This window comes from Variovorax sp. SG517, from assembly GCF_013376045.1.
Taxonomy (GTDB): Bacteria; Pseudomonadota; Gammaproteobacteria; order Burkholderiales; family Burkholderiaceae_C; genus Variovorax.
The window spans coordinates 196,494-215,766 of record NZ_JABMJG010000004.1; the positions used below are offsets into that span (position 1 = coordinate 196,494).

Here is a 19,273-nt window from a genome sequence, read left to right on the forward strand (position 1 = left end):
CTTCAGGCCTCCTGCGATGCGCCGGCTTCGGCGGTGCGGCGCGCCTTGGTGTCGATGCCCAGGTCGACGAAGTAGCGATGCAGCAGGTCGCGGTCCACCGGGCGGATCGCGGCACCGATGGCCTGCAGCTGCGCATGCGTGGCCTCGCCGCTCACCTTCGGCGGCGTGGCCGAGGTGTCGTAGCGGTCGAGGATCGCCAGCACCGCCGCGAGGTCGCGGTCCTGCCCCACAGCGAGCCGCGCGTGCGCGCGCTGCAGCCACGGTTCGAGCCCGACGGGTTCGAGCCGCATGCCGAGCCGCTCGAACACGGCCGGAATGTCGCGCACCCGCAGCGCCTCCTGGCTCGTCAGGTGGAACACCTGGCCCCACGACGACTGCAGCCCCGCGAGGCCGAGGATCGCGCGCGCCACGTCGTCCACCGGCGTGAGGTTCAGCGGCAGGTCCATGTCGGGAATGGCTTCGAGGTCGGCATAGAGATGCGCCACGCGCCAGATCAGGTCGTCGGCGTTGCAGATCGCGTGCGTGTGGTCGCCGGTGACCGCGCCCAGCCGGTAGATCGCCACCGGCATGCCGCGCGACTGCGCCTCGCGCGCCAGCGCGTCGCCTACCCACTTGCTCTGGCTGTAGCCGTCGACCAGCCCGCGCCACGAGGCCAGCGCCGACTGCTCGGTGACGGTGGCGCCTTCCTTGCCGTTGTTCTGGTCGATCACCGCCAGCGTGGAGACGTAATGCATGCTCTTCGGCCGGCCCTGCGCGGTCCACTCGAGCAGCGTGACCACGCTGCCGACATTGGCCGGCTTCAGGCTCGCGTAGGGATGCAGGAAGTCCACCTGCGCGGCGCAGTGGTAGATGGCGTCGCAGTCCTCGCGCACCAGCTGCACCGCGCGGTCGTCCAGGCCCAGGTTCGGCTTGCCGAGGTCGCCGGTCACGACCTCGATGCGCGCGTCGTCCCAGATCGCGCCGAGCTGCCGCTGCGCCAGCGTGAGCTGCAGGCGGCGCTTGCCGGCTTCCTCGTCGACGGCACGCACGTGGCAGACCACGCGAGCGGTGGTGTCGCGCAGCAGCGCGGCCAGCAGGTGGCTGCCGACGAAGCCGCTGGCGCCGGTGAGAAACACGCGCTGCGGGGCCAGCGGCGGCGCGGTGTCCTGCCTGCGGATGTGCGCGGGCAGGTCGAGCTCGCGCGAGAGGTCCAGCGCCTCGGCGCCGGCCGTGTTGTCGTCCAGCCATGCGGCCAGCGCCGCGACGGTCGGGCGGTTGTAGACCTCGGCATGCGGGAAGTCCGCGCGCACCTGCTGGCGGATGCGCATGCCGAGCTGGATCGCCATCAGCGAATGCCCGCCGAGTTCGAAGAAGTTGTCGTGGATGCCCACGCGCTCCAGGTGCAGCGTCTCGGCCCACAGCGCGGCAAGCTGCCTCTCGGTGGCGGTGCGCGGCTCGACATATGCCGAGGTGGCCTGCTGCTCCGGCGCGGGCAGCGCCCTGCGGTCGAGCTTGCCGCTTTGCGTCAACGGCAGGAACGGCAGGTGCACGAAGGCCGAAGGCACCATGTAGTCGGGCAGCGACTGCGCCATGTGGGCGCACAGTTCCGCGGGCTGCGGATCGGACGACGCCACCACGTAGGCCACCAGGCGCTTCTCGCCCGGCACGTCCTCGCGCGCGATGACGGCCGCCTGCGTCACCTGCGGATGGCGCAGCAGCACCGATTCGATCTCGCCGGGCTCGATGCGGTAGCCGCGGATCTTCACCTGCTGGTCGGCGCGGCCCAGGAAGTCGAGGCTGCCGTCATTGCGCCAGCGCACCAGGTCGCCGCTGCGGTACATGCGGCTGCCGGGCTCGCCGAAGGGATCGGCGACGAAGCGCTCGGCGCTCAGCAGCGCGCGGTTCAGGTAGCCGCGCGCGACGCCGCTGCCCGCGATGTAGAGCTCGCCCGCCACGCCGGGCGGCACCGGCTGCAGCGCGTCGTCGAGCACGTACACGCGCGTGTTCCACACCGGCGTGCCGATGGTGGGCGGCTCCTGGCCGTTGATCGGCGCGCTGGTGCTCGCGCAGATGGTGATCTCGGTCGGGCCGTAGGCGTTGACCATGCGGCGGCCCCTGGACCAGCGCGCAGCCAGTTCGGCGGAGCAGGCATCGCCGCCCACCACCACCGTCTGCAGGCAGGGGTAAGCGCCCTCGGGCAGCGTCGCGAGCGCGGCCGGCGGAATCAGCGCGTGGCTCACGGCCAGCCTCTCGATCAGCACGCCGAGCTCGGCGCCCAGCACCTGCTGCGCCGAGGGCACCACCAGCGCGCCGCCGGCATGGAAGGCCATCAGCAGGTCCATCACCGAGGCGTCGAAGCCGCTGGAGGAGAACTGCAGCACGCGCGAGCCGTGGTCGATGGCGAAGCGCTGCGCCATCGAGGCGCCCAGGCTTGCCAGGCCCTGGTGCGGCACCACCACGCCCTTGGGCTTGCCGGTGGAGCCCGAGGTGTAGATCACGTACGCGGCGTCGCGCGGATCGACCGCGCGCGGCTGCGCCACGGGCCCGTCCGACTGGATCGCCAGCGCGGCGACGGTCTCGTCGCTGTCGAGCGCGAGGCAGCGCGCAATGCCGGCCAGCTCCGGCAGCAGCGACGCGTGCGTCAGCACCGCGGCAGGCGCAGCCTCCTCGAACACGAAGGCGCTGCGGCCGGCCATGTGGTTGGGGTCGATCGGCAGGTAGGCCGCGCCGGCCTTCACGATGGCCAGGTGCGCCACCACGAGGTCGAGCGAACGCGGCAGCACGGTCGCGACGATGTGGCCCGCGCCCACGCCGCGGCCGCGCAGCAGGTGCGCGAGCCGGTTGGCGCGCACGTCGAGCGCGGCATAGCTCACCACCGAGGCGTCGTCGAGCACCACCGCCGCCTCATGCGGGCGCGCGGCGGCGTGCGCCTCGACCATGGCCGCGAGCGAGAGCGGCGCGATGTCGTCTCGCGTGCCGCTGCTGCGGCCGCTCCAGTCGTGCAGCAGCCGATGGCGCTCTTCTTCGCCGAGGATGTCCAGGCCGTTCAGCGCGGCATCGGGGGCATCGCAGGCCTGCTCCAGCAGGCGCACCAGCCGCTGGCCGATGGCCTCGACGGTCGGGCGGTCGAAGATGTCGGTGCTGTACTGGATGCCGCCCGCGATGCCGCCGGGCAGCCCGTCGGCGCCGCGCTGCTCGTCGAGGATGAAGGACAGGTCGAACTTGGCCGTGTCCACCTCCACCGGCTGCGGCGTGATCGACAGGCCCGGCAGCCCGAAGGAGAGCCGGTTGCTGCCGCTCTGGAAGCCCAGCATCACCTGGAACAGCGGCAGGTTCGCGCCGCCGCGCTGCGGACGCAGCAGCTCCACGATGCGGTCGTACGGGAACTCCTGGTTCGCATAGGCCGCGAGGTTGGTGGCGCGCACCCGTGCGACCAGCTCGCGCAGGCTGGGCTGCCCTGCCAGGTCGGTGCGCAGCACGAGCGCGTTGACGAAGCAGCCGATGAGCTCGTCCAGCGCGTGGTCGCTGCGGCCTGCCACCGGCGTTCCGATGACGATGTCGTCTCCCGCGCCCAGCCGGTTGAGCAGCCCCGCGAGCGCCGCCTGCAGCACCATGAAGACGCTGGCCTGCCCATCGCGTGCGAGCTGCAGCATGCGCTCGTGCACCTGCGGCGGAATCTGCAGCGGCACCACGTCGCCGCGGTAGCTCGGCACGGCCGGGTGTGGGCGGTCGACCGGCAGGCTCAGCCGCTCGGGCAGGTCGCGCAGGGTCTCGCGCCAGAACTCGCGTTGGCGGCCGGCCATGCTCTCGGGGTCGTCCTCGCTGCCCAGCAGTTCCTGCTGCCACAGCGCGTAGTCGGCGTACTGCAGCGGCAGCGGCGCCCAGCCCGGCGCCTTGCCTTCGCTGCGCGCGGCGTAGGCCACGCTGAGGTCGCGCGCCAGCGGCAGCAGCGAGGCGCCGTCGCCCACGATGTGGTGCGTGAGCAGCAGCAGCACGTGCTCGTCGTCGGCCAGCCTGAAGAGATGCGGGCGCAGCGGCGCGGTGGTGCCGAGGTCGAAGCCGGCGCGCGCGGCGGCATGCAATTGCGCGGCGATCCCGTCCTCGCTGCTGTCGGCCGCGACCAGCAATGCGCGCGCCTGCTCGCCTTCGAGGATGTGCTGGTACGGCAGCCCGTCCTCGCTCGGGTAGATGGTGCGCAGGCTCTCGTGGCGCTGCATCAGGTCGTCGATCGCCGACTGCAGGGCGGCGCGGTCGAGCGTGCCCGACAGGCGCAGCGCCAGCGGCATGTTGTAGGCGGGGTTGGCGTTCTCCAGCTGGTTCATCAGCCACAGGCGGCGCTGCGCGAACGACAGCGGGATGCGCGCCGGCCGCGGCATCGGCACGAGGCTCGGCCCCGCCTGCGAGGCCTGATCGAGCAGCTCGGCGAGGCCGGCGATGGTGGAGACCTGGAACAGCGTGTCCAGCGGCAGGTCGATCATGAACTGCTGCCGGATCATCGAGATCAGCTGCACGATCATCAGCGAGTGCCCGCCGAGCTCGAAGAAGTTGTCCTCGATGCCCACGCGCGGCAGGTGCAGCGTCTCGGCCCAGAGACGCGCGAGGATCTTCTCGGTGTGCGTGCGCGGCGCCACGTAGGGCGTGGCCGCCTGCAGCTCGGGCGCGGGCAGCGCGCGCCGGTCGAGCTTGCCGCTGGGGCCCAGCGGCAGCGCCGGCACGTTGACGAAGGCCGAGGGCACCATGTACTCGGGCAGCGACTGCGCGAGATGGGTGCGCAGATCGGCCGCCTGCGGATCGGCTCCCTCGGCGGCCACCACGTAGGCCACGAGGCGCTTCTCGCCCGGCACGTCTTCCCGCGCGACCACCGCCGCCTGCGCGACCTGCGCATGCTGCAGCAGCGCTGATTCGATCTCGCCGGGCTCGATGCGCAGGCCGCGGATCTTCACCTGCTGGTCGGCGCGGCCCAGGAAGTCGAGGCTGCCGTCCTCGCGCCAGCGCGCGAGGTCGCCGGTGCGGTACATGCGGCTGCCGGGCTCGCCGTAGGGGTTGGCCACGAAGCGCTCGGCGCTCAGCAGCGGACGGCCGAGGTAGCCGCGCGCGAGGCCCACGCCCGCGATGTAGAGCTCGCCAGTGGTGCCGGGCGGCACGGGCTGCAGGCCGCTGTCGAGCACGTGCATCTGCGTGTTCCAGATCGGCCTGCCGATGGGCACGCTGCCCTTCGGAGCCTGTCCCTCGTCGGCATCGCGCGGGCATTCCCACGAGGTGACGTCGACGGCGGCCTCGGTCGGCCCGTAGAGGTTGTGCAGCTCGCAGGGCAGCTGCTGCTGGAACTGCGCCACCAGCGCGGGCGACAGCGCCTCGCCGCTGCAGATCACGCGCCGCACCGAGGCGCACTCGCGCGCCTTCGGCTCGAGCAGGAACACTTCGAGCATCGACGGCACGAAGTGCGCGGTGGTGATGCCTTCATCGGCGATCAGCTTCGCGAGGTAGGCGGCGTCCTTGTGGCCGCCGGGCTTCGCGAGCACCAGCGTGGCGCCGTCGATCAGCGGCCAGAAGAATTCCCACACCGACACGTCGAAGCTCGATGGCGTCTTCTGCAGCACGCGGTCGTCGGCCTTCAGGCGGTAGCGGTCCTGCATCCACTGCAGGCGGTTGACGATGGCGCGGTGCGACACCACCGCGCCCTTGGGCCTGCCGGTGGAGCCGGAGGTGTAGATCACGTAGGCCGGATGCGAGGGGTCGATGGCGATGCCGTGATCAGCGTCATCGCAATTCGCCAGGTCCGCAAACGTTTGCCCTACATCGAGCAGAAGGGCTGGGGCGCCCGCCTGCAGCGACTCCGCGAGCGCAGCGGTGGTGACGAGGCACGCCGGCTGCGCGTCGTCGAGCATGAAGGCGATGCGGTCCTGCGGGAAGTCGGGGTCGACGGGCAGGTAGGCCGCGCCGGTCTTCAGCGTGGCGAGCAGCGCCACCATGAGGTCGAACGAACGCGGAATGGCCAGCGCCACGGTGCGCTCCGGCCCCGCGCCGCGCGCGCGCAGCAGGTGCGCGAGGCGGTTGGCGCGGCGGTTCAGCTCGTCGTTGCTCATGGCGTCGCCCTCGAAGCGCAGCGCCACGCCTTGCGGATTGGCCGCAAGCTGCGCCTCGATCAGCGCGACGAGATTCGTATCGGGCACCGCGTGCGCCGTGTCGTTCCACGTCACCAGCAGCTGCTCGCGCTCTCCGGGCTGCAGCAGGTCGACGTGGCCGATGGCCTGGTCGGGCTCGGCGATCACGGCGGTCATGAAGGCCAGCAGCCGGCGCTGGTGGGCGGCGAGTTCCTGCGCGGTGTAGATCGCCGGATTGGCGTCGAAGTCGATCTGCAGGTCCTGCCCGTTGCCGCGCTCGTACAAGAAGATGCCCAGGTCCTCGGCCGTGCCGTTCGACAGGTTGCGCGGCTTCGCCTTGCTGCCTGCAAAGCGGAAGTCGTAGTCGAAGGGCTCGACGTTGACCACCGTGGTGAAGAGCTGCCGGTTGTTCACCAGCATGTTGAGGTCGCTGCGCAGGTGCTCGTAGCGGTAGGACTGGTGCCGCAGCACCTGCCGCATCTGGCGGCCCACTTCGTTGATGAGTTCCGGCACGCGCAGGTCGGCGCGCATCGCGAGGCGCAGCGGCAGCGCGTTGGCCACCATCGCGGGCACGCGGCGCATGCGGTCGTTGTGGCGCGCGGTGACGGGAATGCCGATCACCATGTCCTCGATGCCGGTGGCGCGGTACAGGTAGGCGGCGGTGGTGGCGATCAGGATCTGCGGCAGCGTGGTGCCCAGCTGCTGCGCGATGTCGGCCAGCGCGTGCACGCTTTCGGCCGGCAGGTGCGCGGTCTGCCGCAGCAGGCCGCCGACGTTGACCGAGCGCTGCGAGGCCAGGCTCAGCGGATCGGGCGCGTCGGCGAAGCGTTCGCTCCAGTACTGGCGGTCGCGCGGGAAGCGGCCCGACTCGCGGTACGCCTTCTCTTCCTCGGCCAGCTGCGAGATGGGCGCGAGGCGCGAGGCCTCGGGCACCTCGGTGCCTTCGATGCGCGCGGTGTAGACGTCGGCGAAGCGCCGCGCGATGAGACCGCCACCGAAGCCGTCGAGCACGATGTGATGGCTGCGGTGGTACCAGACGTGGCGCTCCGGCGCGAGGCGGATCAGCGCGGACAACCACAGCTGGTCGCGCGCGAGGTCGTCCTTGCGCGTGAAGTCGGCCTGCATCCACGCCTGCGCCGCGGCGGCCGGATCCGCCTCGCCGCTGAAGTCGAGAAAGGGCATCTCGCGCGTGAAGTCGGGCGCGACCACCTGCCGCGGGCCCTGCGCGGTGTCGACGAAGCTCAGCCGCGTGGCCTCGGCTTCCCCGGTCACCTGCCGCATCGCGGCCATGAAGACGTCCGCGTCGATGGGGCCTTCGATGTCGATGGCTTCGGCGAGATTGAAGTTGGTGTCGGGCGAGGCGAACCTGGCGCCGAGCCACATCGCCATCTGGCCCGAAGTGAGGACAGATGCGCCACCCTGAGGGTCGACCGTGCTCATGAACTTCTCCACGTCTTGAATTGATCGGCGGCGACTGCTCCTGCAAGGAAGCAATGGCCATTCCCGATTCAATGTACAAGCTGTTTCAACAATTTCAGAGACAGCTTCCGGGGTGAAAACATTTCACGTGGAGCGTTGAGCAAGAAAGATTTCATCGGGAAGTGGTCACCCGATGCGCGGCCGAAAAATCCGATGGCTTTCGTCGTAACCGCAAGCGCAAGCGCGGGAAATGGAATGTTGCAACGCAGCAACTTCATCTGCTGGGTGTAGGGTTTTCCCTCCGCGCGTGGTCCTCAGCGCTTCTCGAAATACGGAATGAAGATGCCGTTGGCGGCCGTGCCCACTTGCTTGACCCAGTTCAGCGAAAAGTTCTCGCCCAGGCGCTGCAGGTCGCGCCCGAGCAGGAAGGGCACCGGCTCGATCTTCATGCCGTTGCGCCGCAGTTCGTCCGTCGAGCGGGCCGCGGCCTCGGTGCTGCGGGCCCATCCGCGCGTCTCGGCGACCGCGCACGCGGCGGCCAGCGAGTTGCGCGACGACGGGTCGAGCCCGTCCCACGCCTTGGCGTTGACGAACACGAGGTTCTTCGGGAACCACGCGTTGATCTCGTAGAAGTGGCGCATCGACTGCCACGCCTGGTTTTCCACGCCGGTCACGGCGGAGGTCAGCATGCAGTCGATGCGGCCTTCGGCCAGCGCCTTGCCAAGGCCGGTGGCCGGAACGTCGACAGGCACCGCGCCCATCAGCGTCGCGATGCGCGCGGTGGTGTCGTTGTAGGCGCGCATGCGCATGCCGCGCAGGTCGCCCACGCCGCCGAGCGGCCGCGTCGAGAAGAGGCCCTGCGGCGGCCACGCCACCGCATAGAGCACGCGCAGGCCGCGCTGCGCGAAGTCCTGCTCGATCAGCGGACGCTGGATGCGCCACAGCAATTGCGCGTCGGTATAGCTGCGCGTGATGAAGGGAACGGAATCGGCGCCCGCCAGCGGCACGTCGGCCGCGAGGCTGCTCATGATGGCTTCGCCGGCCTCGACCTTGCCCTCCTGCACCGCCGCGCGAATCGCGTTCAGCGCAAACAGCGTGTTGCCAGGATGGACCTCGATGCGAAGCTGCCCGCCGGTCGCGGCCTCCACCTCCTTCGCCATCGCCAGCAGGTTGGCGGTGTGGAAGTTCTCCGCCGGGTAGCCGGTGGCCAGCCGCCACACGACGGCCTGCGCCGACCACGCGGCCGACGGGAGGACGCCGGCCCCGCATGCCAGCCATGCGAAGCCGCGCCGCGTGATGCTGCCGCTGGTCATGCCGCTGCCTTTCAGGCGATGGTCGCAATGGCGGCGCCGACCGCCACGTAGCCGCCTGCGGCCACCGAGAAGGCGATGCGCCCCGCGCGATGCGCGAGCACCTGCATCTCCATCTTCATCGCCTCCATCACCGCGATGACTGTGCCCTCGGCGACCTCGTCACCGTCGGCCACCTTCCATGCCTGCACCGTGCCCGAGACGGGCGCGGCCACCGCGGCTGCATCCGCTGCGGGTGCCTGCGACGCGGGGGCCGCCACGGCACCACCGGCCGCCGACGAGAGTCCGCTCAGCAGCACCGCCGGCAGGCCCAGCGCCATGCGCCGCCCGTCGACCTCGATCGCCGTGCGCAGCAGCGCGGCGTCGGGCAGCGGATCGGGGCGCAGGGCCGGCGCCTCGCAGTTGGCGAAGTCGGTCTCGATCCAGCGCGTGTGCACCTTGAAGGCGTCGCCCGAGACGAAGTCCGGGTGCGCCATCGCCGCGCGATGGAAGGGCAGCACCGTCGGCAGGCCCTCGACGCGGAACTCCTTCAGCGCACGCCGCGCACGCGCGATGGCCTGCTCGCGCGTGGCGCCGGTGACGATGAGCTTGGCCATCAGCGAATCGAAGGTGCCCGGCACCTGCGAGCCCGCCTCCACGCCGGCATCGACGCGCACGCCGGGCCCCGAGGGTGCGTCGAACACCTTCACCGGCCCGGGCGAGGGCAGGAAGCCGCGACCCACGTCCTCGGCGTTGATGCGGAACTCGAAGGCATGGCCGCGCGGCGCGGGCGTCTGCGTGACGCGCAGCGGCAGGCCCTCGGCGATGCGCAGCTGCTCGATCACGAGGTCGATGCCCGTGGTTTCCTCCGTCACCGGATGCTCCACCTGCAGCCGCGTGTTCACCTCGAGGAAAGAGATCGCGCCGCTCGCGCTCAGCATGAACTCGACCGTGCCGGCGCCCGTGTAGCCGGCTTCCGCGCAGATGTCGCGTGCCGACTGGTGGATGCGCTCGCGCTGCGCGTCGCTCAGGAAGGGCGCGGGCGCCTCTTCCACCAGCTTCTGGTTGCGCCGCTGCAGCGAGCAGTCGCGCGTGCCGAGCACGACCACGTTGCCGTGCGTGTCGGCTAGCACCTGCGCCTCGACGTGGCGTGGGCGGTCGAGGAACTGCTCGACATAGCATTCGCCGCGTCCAAAGGCCGTTACTGCCTCGCGCACTGCCGATTCGTAGAGGCCCTCGACTTCGTCGAGCCGCCACGCCACCTTGATGCCGCGCCCGCCGCCGCCGAAGGCCGCCTTGATCGCGACCGGCAGCCCGTGCTTCTCCGCGAAGGCGAGCACTTCGCCCGCATCCTTCACCGGATCGGCCGTGCCCGCCACCAGCGGTGCGCCGACCTTCATCGCGAGCTTGCGGGCCTGCACCTTGTCGCCCAGCATCGCGATGGCGGCCGGCGGCGGGCCGATCCAGGTGAGGCCGGCGTCGATGACGGCCTGCGCGAAGGCCGCGCTTTCCGACAGGAAGCCATAGCCCGGATGCACCGCGTCGGCGCCGCTGCGCGCGGCCACGTCGAGCAGCTTGGCGATGTTGAGGTAGGTGTCGGCGGGCTTGTTGCCGTCGAGTCCGTATGCCTCGTCGGCCATGCGCGCATGCAGCGCATTCAGGTCGGCGTCGGCATACACGGCGACGGATTTCACGCCGTGGTCGGTACAGGCGCGCGCGATGCGCACGGCGATTTCGCCCCGGTTGGCGATCAGTACTTTCTTCATGGGGAGGCTTTCACTGGGCCATGGGCCTGAATCGGACGCGCGCGTTCACGGGGATCTGCCCCGCGCGGTCCAGGTGATGGGTGGCGACGGAGGCGATCACGGGATAGCCGCCCGTCAGCGGATGGTCGGCCAGGAACAGCACGGGCTGGCCGCTCGCAGGCACCTGGATCGAGCCGCGCGCGGTGCCCTCGCTGGGCAGCTCGGCATGGTTGGCGCGCTGCAGCGCCTGCTCGCCGGCCAGGCGAATGCCGACGCGGTTCGACTGCGGCGTGACGGCCCATGCCTGGCCGCAGAGCAGCTCGACCGCGTCGGGCGTGAACCAGTCGGTGCGCGGGCCGAGCACGATGTCGAGCACCACTTCCTCGTGCACGGTGGGCAGGCCGGCCGGCGGCGACTCGGGCTCGCCGACCAGCGCACCGGCGGACACCGTGCGCACGGGCAGCAGGTCGCCCGCGGCGAGGGCGGCGGGGCCGACGCGCGCGAGCGTGTCGGTCGAGAGGCTGCCGAGCACGGGCGCGATGTCGAAGCCGCCGCGCACCGCGATGTAGCTGCGGATTCCGGCCGGCGGCTCGCCGAGCGCGAGCACGTCGCCATCGGCCAGCGCGATGGGCTGGTAGCGCGGCAGCGGCCACCGGGCGCCATCGGTGCGGGTCAGCGTGACCGGAGCTTCAGCGCCGGTGACCGCCACCACCGCATCGCCACGGCAGGCGAGCTGGAAGCCGCCGTAGGCGACCTCGATGCACGCAGCATCGGAGGCATTGCCGACGAGCCTGTTGGCAGCCTGCAGCGAGCGCCGGTCCATCGCGCCGGAAGCCGACACGCCCTGCTTCGCCTGGCCGTGGCGGCCGCCGTCCTGCAGCAGCGACTGCAGGCCCGGGGCGCGGATCTCCAGGGCGCAGCCGCTCTTCGGCACGGCCGGTTGCGCCGGCGCGGCGGCGGCCTTCAGCTCCGCGCGCGGTTGGCCGGTCACATCGACGAAGCGCACAGCATCGCCAGGCTGCAGCAGCGCGGGCGTCTCGCGCGAGAGGTCCCACATCGGTGCATCGGTGATGCCGAGGATCTGCCAGCCGCCCGGGCTGGCCTGCGGATAGACGCCGCTGAAGCTGCCCGCGAGCCCGACGGCGCCGGCGGGAATGCGCGTGCGCGGCACCTTGCGGCGCGGCACGTTCAGGCTCGGGTGCCCGCCCGAGAGGTACGCGAAGCCCGGCGCGAAACCGGTGAAGGCGACGGTGTAGTCGCTGCCGGTGTGGCGGCGCACGACTTCATCGGGCGTGATGCCGAGCAGGCCGGCCACCTCGGCCAGGTCCTCGCCGTCGTAGCGCACGGGAATCTCGATGCGCCTTTCGCTGCGCGCCTCGCTTGCGTCGAGGCTGCGCGCGCCGACCTGCCGCGCGAGCTCGTCGGCTGAAATTGCGGCCGGCCTGAAGGTGATGAGCAGCGTGCGCGCCGCGGGCACCAGCTCCTCGATGCCCGCGATGGGTTCGGCGCGCAGCGAGGCCAGCAGCGCGAGGGTCTGCGGCAGGTCTTCGAGCTCGACCAGCACCGCATTCAGGTTGACCGGCAGGAAGCGCATCGTCGTCATGCGGCGTCCACGAAGGAGCGGATCGCCACGCCCGACTGCTTCAGCAGCGCGCGCACACGGCGCGCCATCTCCACCGCGCCGGGGCTGTCGCCGTGCACGCAGACCGACTCGGCCTCGATGCGCACGGTGCTGCCGTCGATGGCCGTGACCACGCCTTCGGAAGCCAGCCGCAGCATGCGCGCGGCCACTTCCTCGGCGTCGTGCAGCACCGCGCCGGGTTCGCGGCGCGACACCAGCGTGCCCCTGGGCGTGTAGGCGCGGTCGGCGAAGGCCTCGGCCACCACGCGCAGGCCTGCGTCGCGCGCCCAGCCGATCAGCGGCGAGCCCGCGAGCGCCACCAGCACCAGGCTGGCATCGATCTCGCGGATGGCGGCGATCACGTCGCGCGCCTGGCGCTCGTCGTGGGCGATGGTGTTGTAGAGCGCGCCGTGCGGCTTCACGTAGCGCACCGTGGTGCCGGCCGCGGCGGCCAGGCCCTTGAGCGCACCGATCTGGTAGATCACGTCGGCGCGCAGGTCGGCGCTCTCCACGTCCATGTTGCGGCGCCCGAAGCCCACGAGGTCGCGGTAGGCCACGTGCGCGCCGATGGCCACGCCGCGCTCCTTCGCCTGGCGCAGCGTGCGCAGGATGCCGGCCGGGTCGCCGGCATGGAAGCCGCAGGCGACGTTGGCGCTGCTCACGAGGGAAAGCATGGCGGCGTCGTCGCCCATGCGCCATGCGCCCAGGCTCTCGCCGAGGTCGCTGTTCAAGTCGATGTTCATCGTTCGGTCTTCAGTGAGTCGGTCAGTGGAGGCGGCCCGCCGTCTCCCGCACGTCGTCGCGCACGAGCAGCGCGGTGCGGATCGCCACGCGGAAGGCTTCCACCTGCGTCTGCAGCGCCATGCTCGCCACGCCGGGCTTGGAGGCGGCCTGTTCGGGCAGGTAGGGCACGTGGACGAAGCCGCCGCGCGTGTGCGCGAGCGCGGGCCGGGTCGCGAGCCGGTGCATCAGCGCATAGAAGATGTGGTTGCACACGAAGGTGCCGGCGCTGTTGGACACCGCCGCGGGCAGCCCGGCGGCGCGCATGTCGCGCACCATGGCCTTGATCGGCAGCGTCGAGAAGTAGGCGGCCGGCGCGCCGGGCACCACCTCGATGTCGATGGGCTGGTGGCCGGCGTTGTCGGGAATGCGCGCGTCGTCGACGTTCAGCGCGGCGCGCTCCAGCGAGATCTCGGTGCGCCCGCCCGCGGCGCCGATGCACAGCACCAGCGGCAGCGGCCTGCCGCTCTCCGCGATGCCGGCCATGGCGTCGTCGAGCACCTGGATCGAGCGGCCGAACACGCAGGGCAGCTGCAGCGCCTGCACCACGGTGCCTTCGCAGCGCCATCCGTCGAGCGCGCGGGCGATCTCCCACGCGGGGTTGACGGGATCGTTCTCGAACGGCTCGAAGCCCGCGACCAGCACCCGGGGCGCCTTGTCATCGGTGGTCATGCAGGGGCCTCAGCGGAACATCAGGAAGTACATCAGGAAGATGTTGACCACCAGCAGCGTGGCCGCGGTCGGTATCTGCACGCGGATCACCGCGTTCTTGTCGGGCAGCTCCAGCAGCGCCGCCGGCACGATGTTGAAGTTGGCCGCCATCGGCGTCATCAGCGTCCCGCAGTAGCCCGAGAACATGCCGATGGCCGCCATCACCGCGGGGTCGCCGTGGTACACGCCCACCAGCACCGGCACGCCCACGCCGCCCGTCATCACCGGGAAGGCCGCGAAGCCGTTGCCCATGATGATGGTGAAGAGCGCCATGCCCAGCACGTAGACCGCGACCGCGACGAAGCGGATGTCCATGTTGATGTAGCTGGTGGTGACGTACGCCACCGCCTTGCCCACGCCCGCGTCGGAGAACACGAGACCCAGCATGCCCAGCATCTGCGGCAGCACCACGGCCCAGCCCAGCGCGTCGGTCAGGCGGCGCGACTCGCGCATGCCCTGCACCGGCGTCTCGCGCGTCAGCCAGCAGGCCAGCGCCAGCGCCGCCACGCAGCCCACGCCCAGGCTCACCAGCGTGGTGTTCTTGGGATCGAGCAGGAAGGCGTCGCCGATCTTGACCTTGCTCACGAGCACCGTGCCGATCACGGTGACCAGCGGGATCGCCAGCGCCGGCATGAAGAGCTTGTTGCCCAGGCGCCTGGCGCTGGCCTCGTACTGGGCCGGCGTCGGCTCGTCGTGCTTGCCCGCGCCCACGCCGCGCAGGCCGGCGATGACGGCCATGGCGATGGCCCCCACGCCCACCAGGGCCGGCGGCAGCTTGTCGCCGACCAGGAAGACCAGCGAATAGAGGCCCCAGAAGAGCGCGCTGGTGTAGCGCTTGGGATGCTGGCGGTCGGCCAGCGTCATGACCGCCGTGATCGCGAGGATCAGGCCGACAAGGATGTAGAGGTGCTGGATCGAGAGGATCATGATCAACGGCCCTCTTGCGTTGCGGGCACCGAGGGAACCGCGGGCACTTCAGGCTTGCCGCCGAGTTCGCGCGCCAGCGCCTGGTCTAGCCGGCGCAGGCGCCAGGCGTGGATCACGAAGGCGGCGATGGCCGTGGGAATGCCCCACATCGCGACGTGCAGCGGCTCCACGTCGATGCCGGCCTCATGCAGGAAGGTGGTCATCAGCACGATGGCGCCGAAGGCCACGAAGATGTCCTCGCCGAAGAACAGGCCCACGTTGTCGGTGGCCGCCGCATAGGCGCGCAGCTTGTGGCGGATGCGGTCGGGCAGCTTGCCGTAGCGGGTTTCGGTGGCGCCCTCGGCCATCGGCGCGAGCAGCGGACGCACCATCTGCGGATGGCCGCCCAGGCTGGTCAGGCCCATGGCGGCGGTGAGTTCGCGCGCGGCCAGGTAGACGATCAGCAGGCGCCCGGCGGTGGCCGACTTGATGCGGCTGATCCAGTTCTGCGCGTGCTGGCGCAGGCCGTGGCGCTCGAGCAGGCCGATCACCGCCAGCGGCAGAAGAATGATCAGCGGCAGGTTGCGCGTCTTGATGAAGCCGTTGCCGATGGCCGTGAGGATCGCCATCGGGCCGAAGCCCGCGGCCGCCGCGGTGGCGACGGCGGTGACGATCACCACCAGCATCGGATTGAAGCGCAGGACGAAGCCCGCAATGATCACGGCGACGCCGATCAGCGGCCAGAGGTGAGGGATGTCAGGAGTCATGTTGGTCTTTCGTTGGGTGATTCGGAGACACCTTGCGCCGGGAGGTCCGGCAGGCCGCTTCTTGCAAACTGCGTGCCAATGAATGAGCAATTCATTTCTCTTGAATCACTCATTTCCAATAAATTGTTGAACAATTTATGCGAGTTTGCCCAACAAAGGTGCCAACATGGCCCCATGAAAACCCTGAGCGCGCCGCCGTCTGGTGCATCCGGCGGAGCCCAGCTTGGGCCGGCCGGCCTGGGAAAACCTGCTACAAACGGCCGGGTTCACCGCCCTCCACCCCTCGATTTCCTCCGCCCTCCGCTTTCGGCATGACCCCTCCGGCCTCCACGCCCCCTTCCGCCCTGCCCGCGGCCGCCGCCGGCGCACAGACGCTCAATGACCGGGTCGCGGAGCTGATCCGCCAGAAGATCGTGAAGGGCGAGTTCTCGCCGGGGCAGCGGCTGTCGGAGGCCGCGCTGGCCGACAGCTTCGAGATTTCGCGCAACACCCTGCGCGAGGTGTTCCGCACGCTGACCAAGGAGGGGCTGCTCAAGCACGCGCCCAACCGCGGCGTGTTCGTGGCGGTGCCGAGCATCGCGTCGATCATCGACATCTACCGCGTGCGACGGCTCATCGAATGCCAGGCGCTGGCCCAGGCCTACCCGCGCCACCCCGCCAAGAAGCACATGCGCGAGGCGGTGGAGATGGCGCTGAAGTGCCGCGAGGCCGGCGACTGGCTGGGCGTGGGCACGGCGAACATGGAGTTCCACAAGGGCATCGTGGAGCTGGCTGACAGCGAGCGGCTGAACAACCTCTTCGCGCACATCCTGGTCGAGCTGCGGCTGGCCTTCGGGCTGCTGAAGGACCCGGAGTTCCTGCACGCGCCCTACGTCGACATGAACATGAAGCTGCTCGAGCTCATCGAGGCCGGCAAGTTCGCCGAGGGCTCGGCCGCGCTCAACGACTACCTGGTGCACTCCGAGCGCATCGTGCTGGCGGTCTATGCGCGCAGCATGCCCGAGGGCGGCATCGACAGCTAGGTGCTGCGGATAATGGCTGTCCGCCCCTGAAGGACACCCGCCATGACCCTGTCTGCCTACCTGCTCTTCCTGCCGGCCTGCTTCGCCATCAACATGGCCTTCGGCCCCAACAACCTGCTGTCGGTGACCAACGGCGCGAAGCACGGCGTGTCTCCCGCGGTCATCGCGGCCAGCGGCCGGCTCGTGGCCTTCGCGATCATGATCGCCATCGCCGGGCTGGGCATGGGCGCGGTGCTGGTGGCCTCGGAGCTGGCCTTCGACGTCATCAAGTACATCGGTGCGGCCTACCTCGTGTGGATCGGCATCCGCCTGCTGCGCGCGCCGGCGCCCACGGCCGAGGTGCAGGCGCGCGACGCCGCATCCGCGCCGCCCTCGATGCGTGCGCTGGTGCGGCAGGAGTTCACCGTGGCGGCGGGCAACCCGAAGGCCATTCTGGTGTTCACCGCCTTCTTCCCGCAGTTCGTGGTGCCGGGCGCCTATGCCTCCAGCTACCTGCTGCTGGGCCTGACCTTTTTGGTGTTCGAGCTGGTGGCGATCGCGCTCTATGCACTGCTCGGTGCGCGCATGCGCCGGCTGGCCAATGGGAGCCGTGCGATGCGCTGGTTCAACCGCATCAGCGGCAGCATGATGGTCGGCTTCGGGCTGATCCTGGCGTTCACGCGCCGGCCTGCATAGGAAGCACTCCCCCAGGCTTCGCGCACTTCGTGTCGCTGCGCCAACCCCCTCGCCGGGGGCAACACCTGCGGCCCGGCAAAGCCGGTTCCGCGGTGTTCCGCGAAAGAAGCTTCAGGCTTTCAAGTACTCGGCCTTGGTGCCCAGCCAGCGGTCAATGTGCCGCTGCGCGAGGTCGGGGTGCTTGCGCAGCATGACCGGCGCGAGTTCGCGGGCCCAGTCGAGCAGCAGCGTGTCGGTCGTGAGGTCGGCAAAGCGCAGCAGCGGCGCGCCCGACTGGCGCGCGCCCAAGAATTCGCCGGGGCCGCGTATCTCCAGGTCGCGCCGCGCGATCTCGAAGCCGTCGCTGGTCTCGGCCATGGCCTTGAGCCGCGCGCGCGCCGCCTCGCCGACGCGGCCGCTGTCGCCCGGCGCATAGAGCAGCACGCAGGCCGAGGCCGCCGCGCCGCGCCCCACGCGGCCGCGCAGCTGATGCAGCTGCGAGAGGCCGAAGCGCTCGGCGTGCTCGATGACCATGAGCGAGGCATTCGGCACGTCCACGCCCACTTCGATGACGGTGGTGCTCACCAGCACCTGGATCTCGTTGGCGGTGAAGGCCGCCATCACCGCCTGCTTCTCGGCCGTGGGCATGCGCGAATGCAGCAGGCCGACCTGGATGGGCTCGCCCAGCGTCCCGGCCAGCTCGTCGCGCGTCTCGGTGGCGTTGCGCAGGTCGACGGCCTCGCTCTCCTCGATCAGCGGGCAGACCCAGTACACCTGCCGGCCCTGCGCGATCTGCGCATGGATGCGGTCGATGACCTCGTCGCGCCGGTGGTCGGCCACCAGCCTGGTGACGATGGGCGTGCGGCCCGGCGGCAGCTCGTCGAGCGTGGAGACGTCGAGGTCGGCGTAGTAGCTCATCGCCAGCGTGCGCGGGATGGGCGTGGCACTCATCATCAGCAGGTGGGGCTCGAGATGTCCTTCCGCCTTGCCGCGCAGGGCCAGGCGCTGCGCCACGCCGAAGCGGTGCTGCTCGTCGATGATCGCCAGCGCGAGGCTCTTGAAGCGCACCTTCTCCGAAATGACCGCGTGCGTGCCGATGACCAGCGCGGCCTGGCCGCTTTCCACCGCCGCCGACATCTCGTCGCGCTCCTTCTTCTTCTGGCTGCCCGTGAGCCACGCCACGCGCTGGCCGCGCGCGGCGAGCAGCGGATCGAGCCAGCCGACGAGCTTGCCGAAGTGCTGGGCCGCGAGGATCTCGGTGGGCGCCATCAGCGCGCACTGGAAGCCCGCGTCGATGCAGCGCGCCGCCGCGAGCGCCGCCACCACCGTCTTGCCCGAGCCCACGTCGCCCTGCAGCAGGCGGTGCATCGGGATCTCGCGGCCGAGGTCGCGGGTGATCTCCTCGCCGACGCGCTGCTGCGCACCCGTGAGGCCGAAGGGCAGAACGGCGAGCAGCTGCGAATGCAGCGAGGCCGCATCGGGTTCGGGCGACACGGGCGGCAGCACCGGTGCGCGCTGCGCCGCGCGCTCCATCCGCGCCTGCAGCTGCGAGAGCTGCTGCGCGAGCAGCTCCTCGGCCTTGATACGCTGCCAGGCGGGATGGCTGTGGTCTTCGAGCGTGGCGATCGCCACGTCGGGCGTCGGGTAGTGCAGGAAGGTCAGCGAGTCGCGAAGGTTCCACGCGCCGCGAAAACCGATCTGCACGGGAACGGTCTCGTCGAGCACCGCGCGCGCCAGGCCCGAGCGCACCTCGCGCCGCAGCACCGGCTGGGGAAGCCCGGCCACCGTCGAGTACACGGGCGTGAGCGCATTCGGCAGCGCGGTGCCGGCGGCCTTCACGGTCGGATGCATGATCTGCCGCCCCACGAAGCCGCCGCGCATCTCGCCACGCACGCGGACCTTGGCGCCCACTGCGAGCTGCTTCTGCTGCGACGGATAGAAGTTGAAGAAGCGCAGCTGGCAGGTGTCGCTGCCGTCGTCGATGGTCGCGATCAGCTGGCGGCGCGGCCGGTAGACCACCTCGCATTCGGTGACCACGCCTTCGACCTGCGCCACGTCGCCGTCGCGCGTGTCGGCGATGCGCACGATGCGCGTCTCGTCCTCGTAGCGCATCGGCAGGTAGAGCGCGAAGTCGATGTCGCGCACGAGGCCGAGCTTGCGCAGCGCGCGCTGGACCTGGCTGAGGCCGGAGCCCGGCGGCGACGGCTTCTCCGGCGCGGCGGCGGCCGCTTCGGCGGGGGGAGTCGGGGCTTTCTTGGCGGGCACGGACGAGTCTT

At 70.7% G+C, this 19,273-nt stretch carries 11 protein-coding genes; 2 read left to right on the forward strand and 9 right to left on the reverse strand.

Features of this window, described 5'->3' with window-relative positions:
* Nucleotides 1–2: 2 nt before the first annotated feature.
* From FHT32_RS13645 to FHT32_RS13680, 8 genes are all read right to left on the reverse strand, one after another.
* Nucleotides 3–7,523, reverse strand: a complete 7,521-nt coding sequence (locus FHT32_RS13645; protein ID WP_176665157.1) for a non-ribosomal peptide synthetase — start codon at nucleotides 7,521–7,523, stop codon at nucleotides 3–5.
* A gap of 293 nt (nucleotides 7,524–7,816) precedes the next feature.
* Nucleotides 7,817–8,815 (reverse strand): TRAP transporter substrate-binding protein, encoded by a 999-nt coding sequence (locus FHT32_RS13650; RefSeq protein ID WP_176665158.1) that lies wholly within the window; start codon nucleotides 8,813–8,815, stop codon nucleotides 7,817–7,819.
* An 11-nt stretch (nucleotides 8,816–8,826) separates the two neighbouring features.
* On the reverse strand, nucleotides 8,827–10,557 hold the full coding sequence (locus FHT32_RS13655) for a biotin carboxylase N-terminal domain-containing protein (protein WP_176665159.1): 1,731 nt from the start codon (nucleotides 10,555–10,557) through the stop codon (nucleotides 8,827–8,829).
* Between the two features lie 10 nt (nucleotides 10,558–10,567).
* Nucleotides 10,568–12,130: an urea amidolyase family protein gene (locus tag FHT32_RS13660; protein ID WP_176665579.1), complete on the reverse strand. Its 1,563-nt coding sequence runs from the start codon at nucleotides 12,128–12,130 to the stop codon at nucleotides 10,568–10,570.
* A 5-nt stretch (nucleotides 12,131–12,135) separates the two neighbouring features.
* Nucleotides 12,136–12,900: a LamB/YcsF family protein gene (locus tag FHT32_RS13665; protein ID WP_176665160.1), complete on the reverse strand. Its 765-nt coding sequence runs from the start codon at nucleotides 12,898–12,900 to the stop codon at nucleotides 12,136–12,138.
* A gap of 22 nt (nucleotides 12,901–12,922) precedes the next feature.
* A complete protein-coding gene (gene pcp / locus FHT32_RS13670) occupies nucleotides 12,923–13,609 on the reverse strand; it encodes a pyroglutamyl-peptidase I (RefSeq protein WP_176665161.1) in 687 nt (228 codons plus the stop codon).
* Nucleotides 13,610–13,618: 9 nt separating this feature from the next.
* The gene (locus FHT32_RS13675) at nucleotides 13,619–14,575 is read right to left on the reverse strand and encodes a DUF979 domain-containing protein (RefSeq protein WP_176665162.1); all 957 of its coding nucleotides are present in this window, start codon (nucleotides 14,573–14,575) and stop codon (nucleotides 13,619–13,621) included.
* A 2-nt stretch (nucleotides 14,576–14,577) separates the two neighbouring features.
* Nucleotides 14,578–15,321, reverse strand: coding sequence for a DUF969 domain-containing protein (locus FHT32_RS13680; RefSeq protein ID WP_176665163.1), 744 nt, complete (start codon nucleotides 15,319–15,321; stop codon nucleotides 14,578–14,580).
* Between the two features lie 311 nt (nucleotides 15,322–15,632).
* Between FHT32_RS13680 and FHT32_RS13685 the strand changes: the two genes are divergently transcribed.
* A complete protein-coding gene (locus FHT32_RS13685) occupies nucleotides 15,633–16,343 on the forward strand; it encodes a GntR family transcriptional regulator (RefSeq protein WP_176665164.1) in 711 nt (236 codons plus the stop codon).
* A 42-nt stretch (nucleotides 16,344–16,385) separates the two neighbouring features.
* Complete coding sequence (locus FHT32_RS13690; protein WP_176665165.1) at nucleotides 16,386–17,018, forward strand: LysE family translocator; 633 nt, start codon at nucleotides 16,386–16,388, stop codon at nucleotides 17,016–17,018.
* A gap of 111 nt (nucleotides 17,019–17,129) precedes the next feature.
* On the opposite strand, the gene recG is transcribed toward FHT32_RS13690, so the two are convergent.
* Nucleotides 17,130–19,262, reverse strand: coding sequence for an ATP-dependent DNA helicase RecG (gene recG, locus FHT32_RS13695; RefSeq protein ID WP_176665166.1), 2,133 nt, complete (start codon nucleotides 19,260–19,262; stop codon nucleotides 17,130–17,132).
* Between the last annotated feature and the right edge of the window lie 11 nt (nucleotides 19,263–19,273).

What these genes read in the sequence shown, in the direction of transcription:
- FHT32_RS13690 (WP_176665165.1), top strand. Translation starts at nt 16,386, where the DNA reads ATGACCCTGTCTGCCTACCTGCTCTTCCTGCCGGCCTGCTTCGCCATC.
- FHT32_RS13645 (WP_176665157.1), bottom strand. Translation starts at nt 7,523, where the DNA reads ATGAGCACGGTCGACCCTCAGGGTGGCGCATCTGTCCTCACTTCGGGC.
- FHT32_RS13665 (WP_176665160.1), bottom strand. Translation starts at nt 12,900, where the DNA reads ATGAACATCGACTTGAACAGCGACCTCGGCGAGAGCCTGGGCGCATGG.
- FHT32_RS13685 (WP_176665164.1), top strand. Translation starts at nt 15,633, where the DNA reads ATGACCCCTCCGGCCTCCACGCCCCCTTCCGCCCTGCCCGCGGCCGCC.
- pcp (WP_176665161.1), bottom strand. Translation starts at nt 13,609, where the DNA reads ATGACCACCGATGACAAGGCGCCCCGGGTGCTGGTCGCGGGCTTCGAG.
- FHT32_RS13655 (WP_176665159.1), bottom strand. Translation starts at nt 10,557, where the DNA reads ATGAAGAAAGTACTGATCGCCAACCGGGGCGAAATCGCCGTGCGCATC.
- FHT32_RS13660 (WP_176665579.1), bottom strand. Translation starts at nt 12,130, where the DNA reads ATGCGCTTCCTGCCGGTCAACCTGAATGCGGTGCTGGTCGAGCTCGAA.
- FHT32_RS13650 (WP_176665158.1), bottom strand. Translation starts at nt 8,815, where the DNA reads ATGACCAGCGGCAGCATCACGCGGCGCGGCTTCGCATGGCTGGCATGC.
- FHT32_RS13675 (WP_176665162.1), bottom strand. Translation starts at nt 14,575, where the DNA reads ATGATCCTCTCGATCCAGCACCTCTACATCCTTGTCGGCCTGATCCTC.
- FHT32_RS13680 (WP_176665163.1), bottom strand. Translation starts at nt 15,321, where the DNA reads ATGACTCCTGACATCCCTCACCTCTGGCCGCTGATCGGCGTCGCCGTG.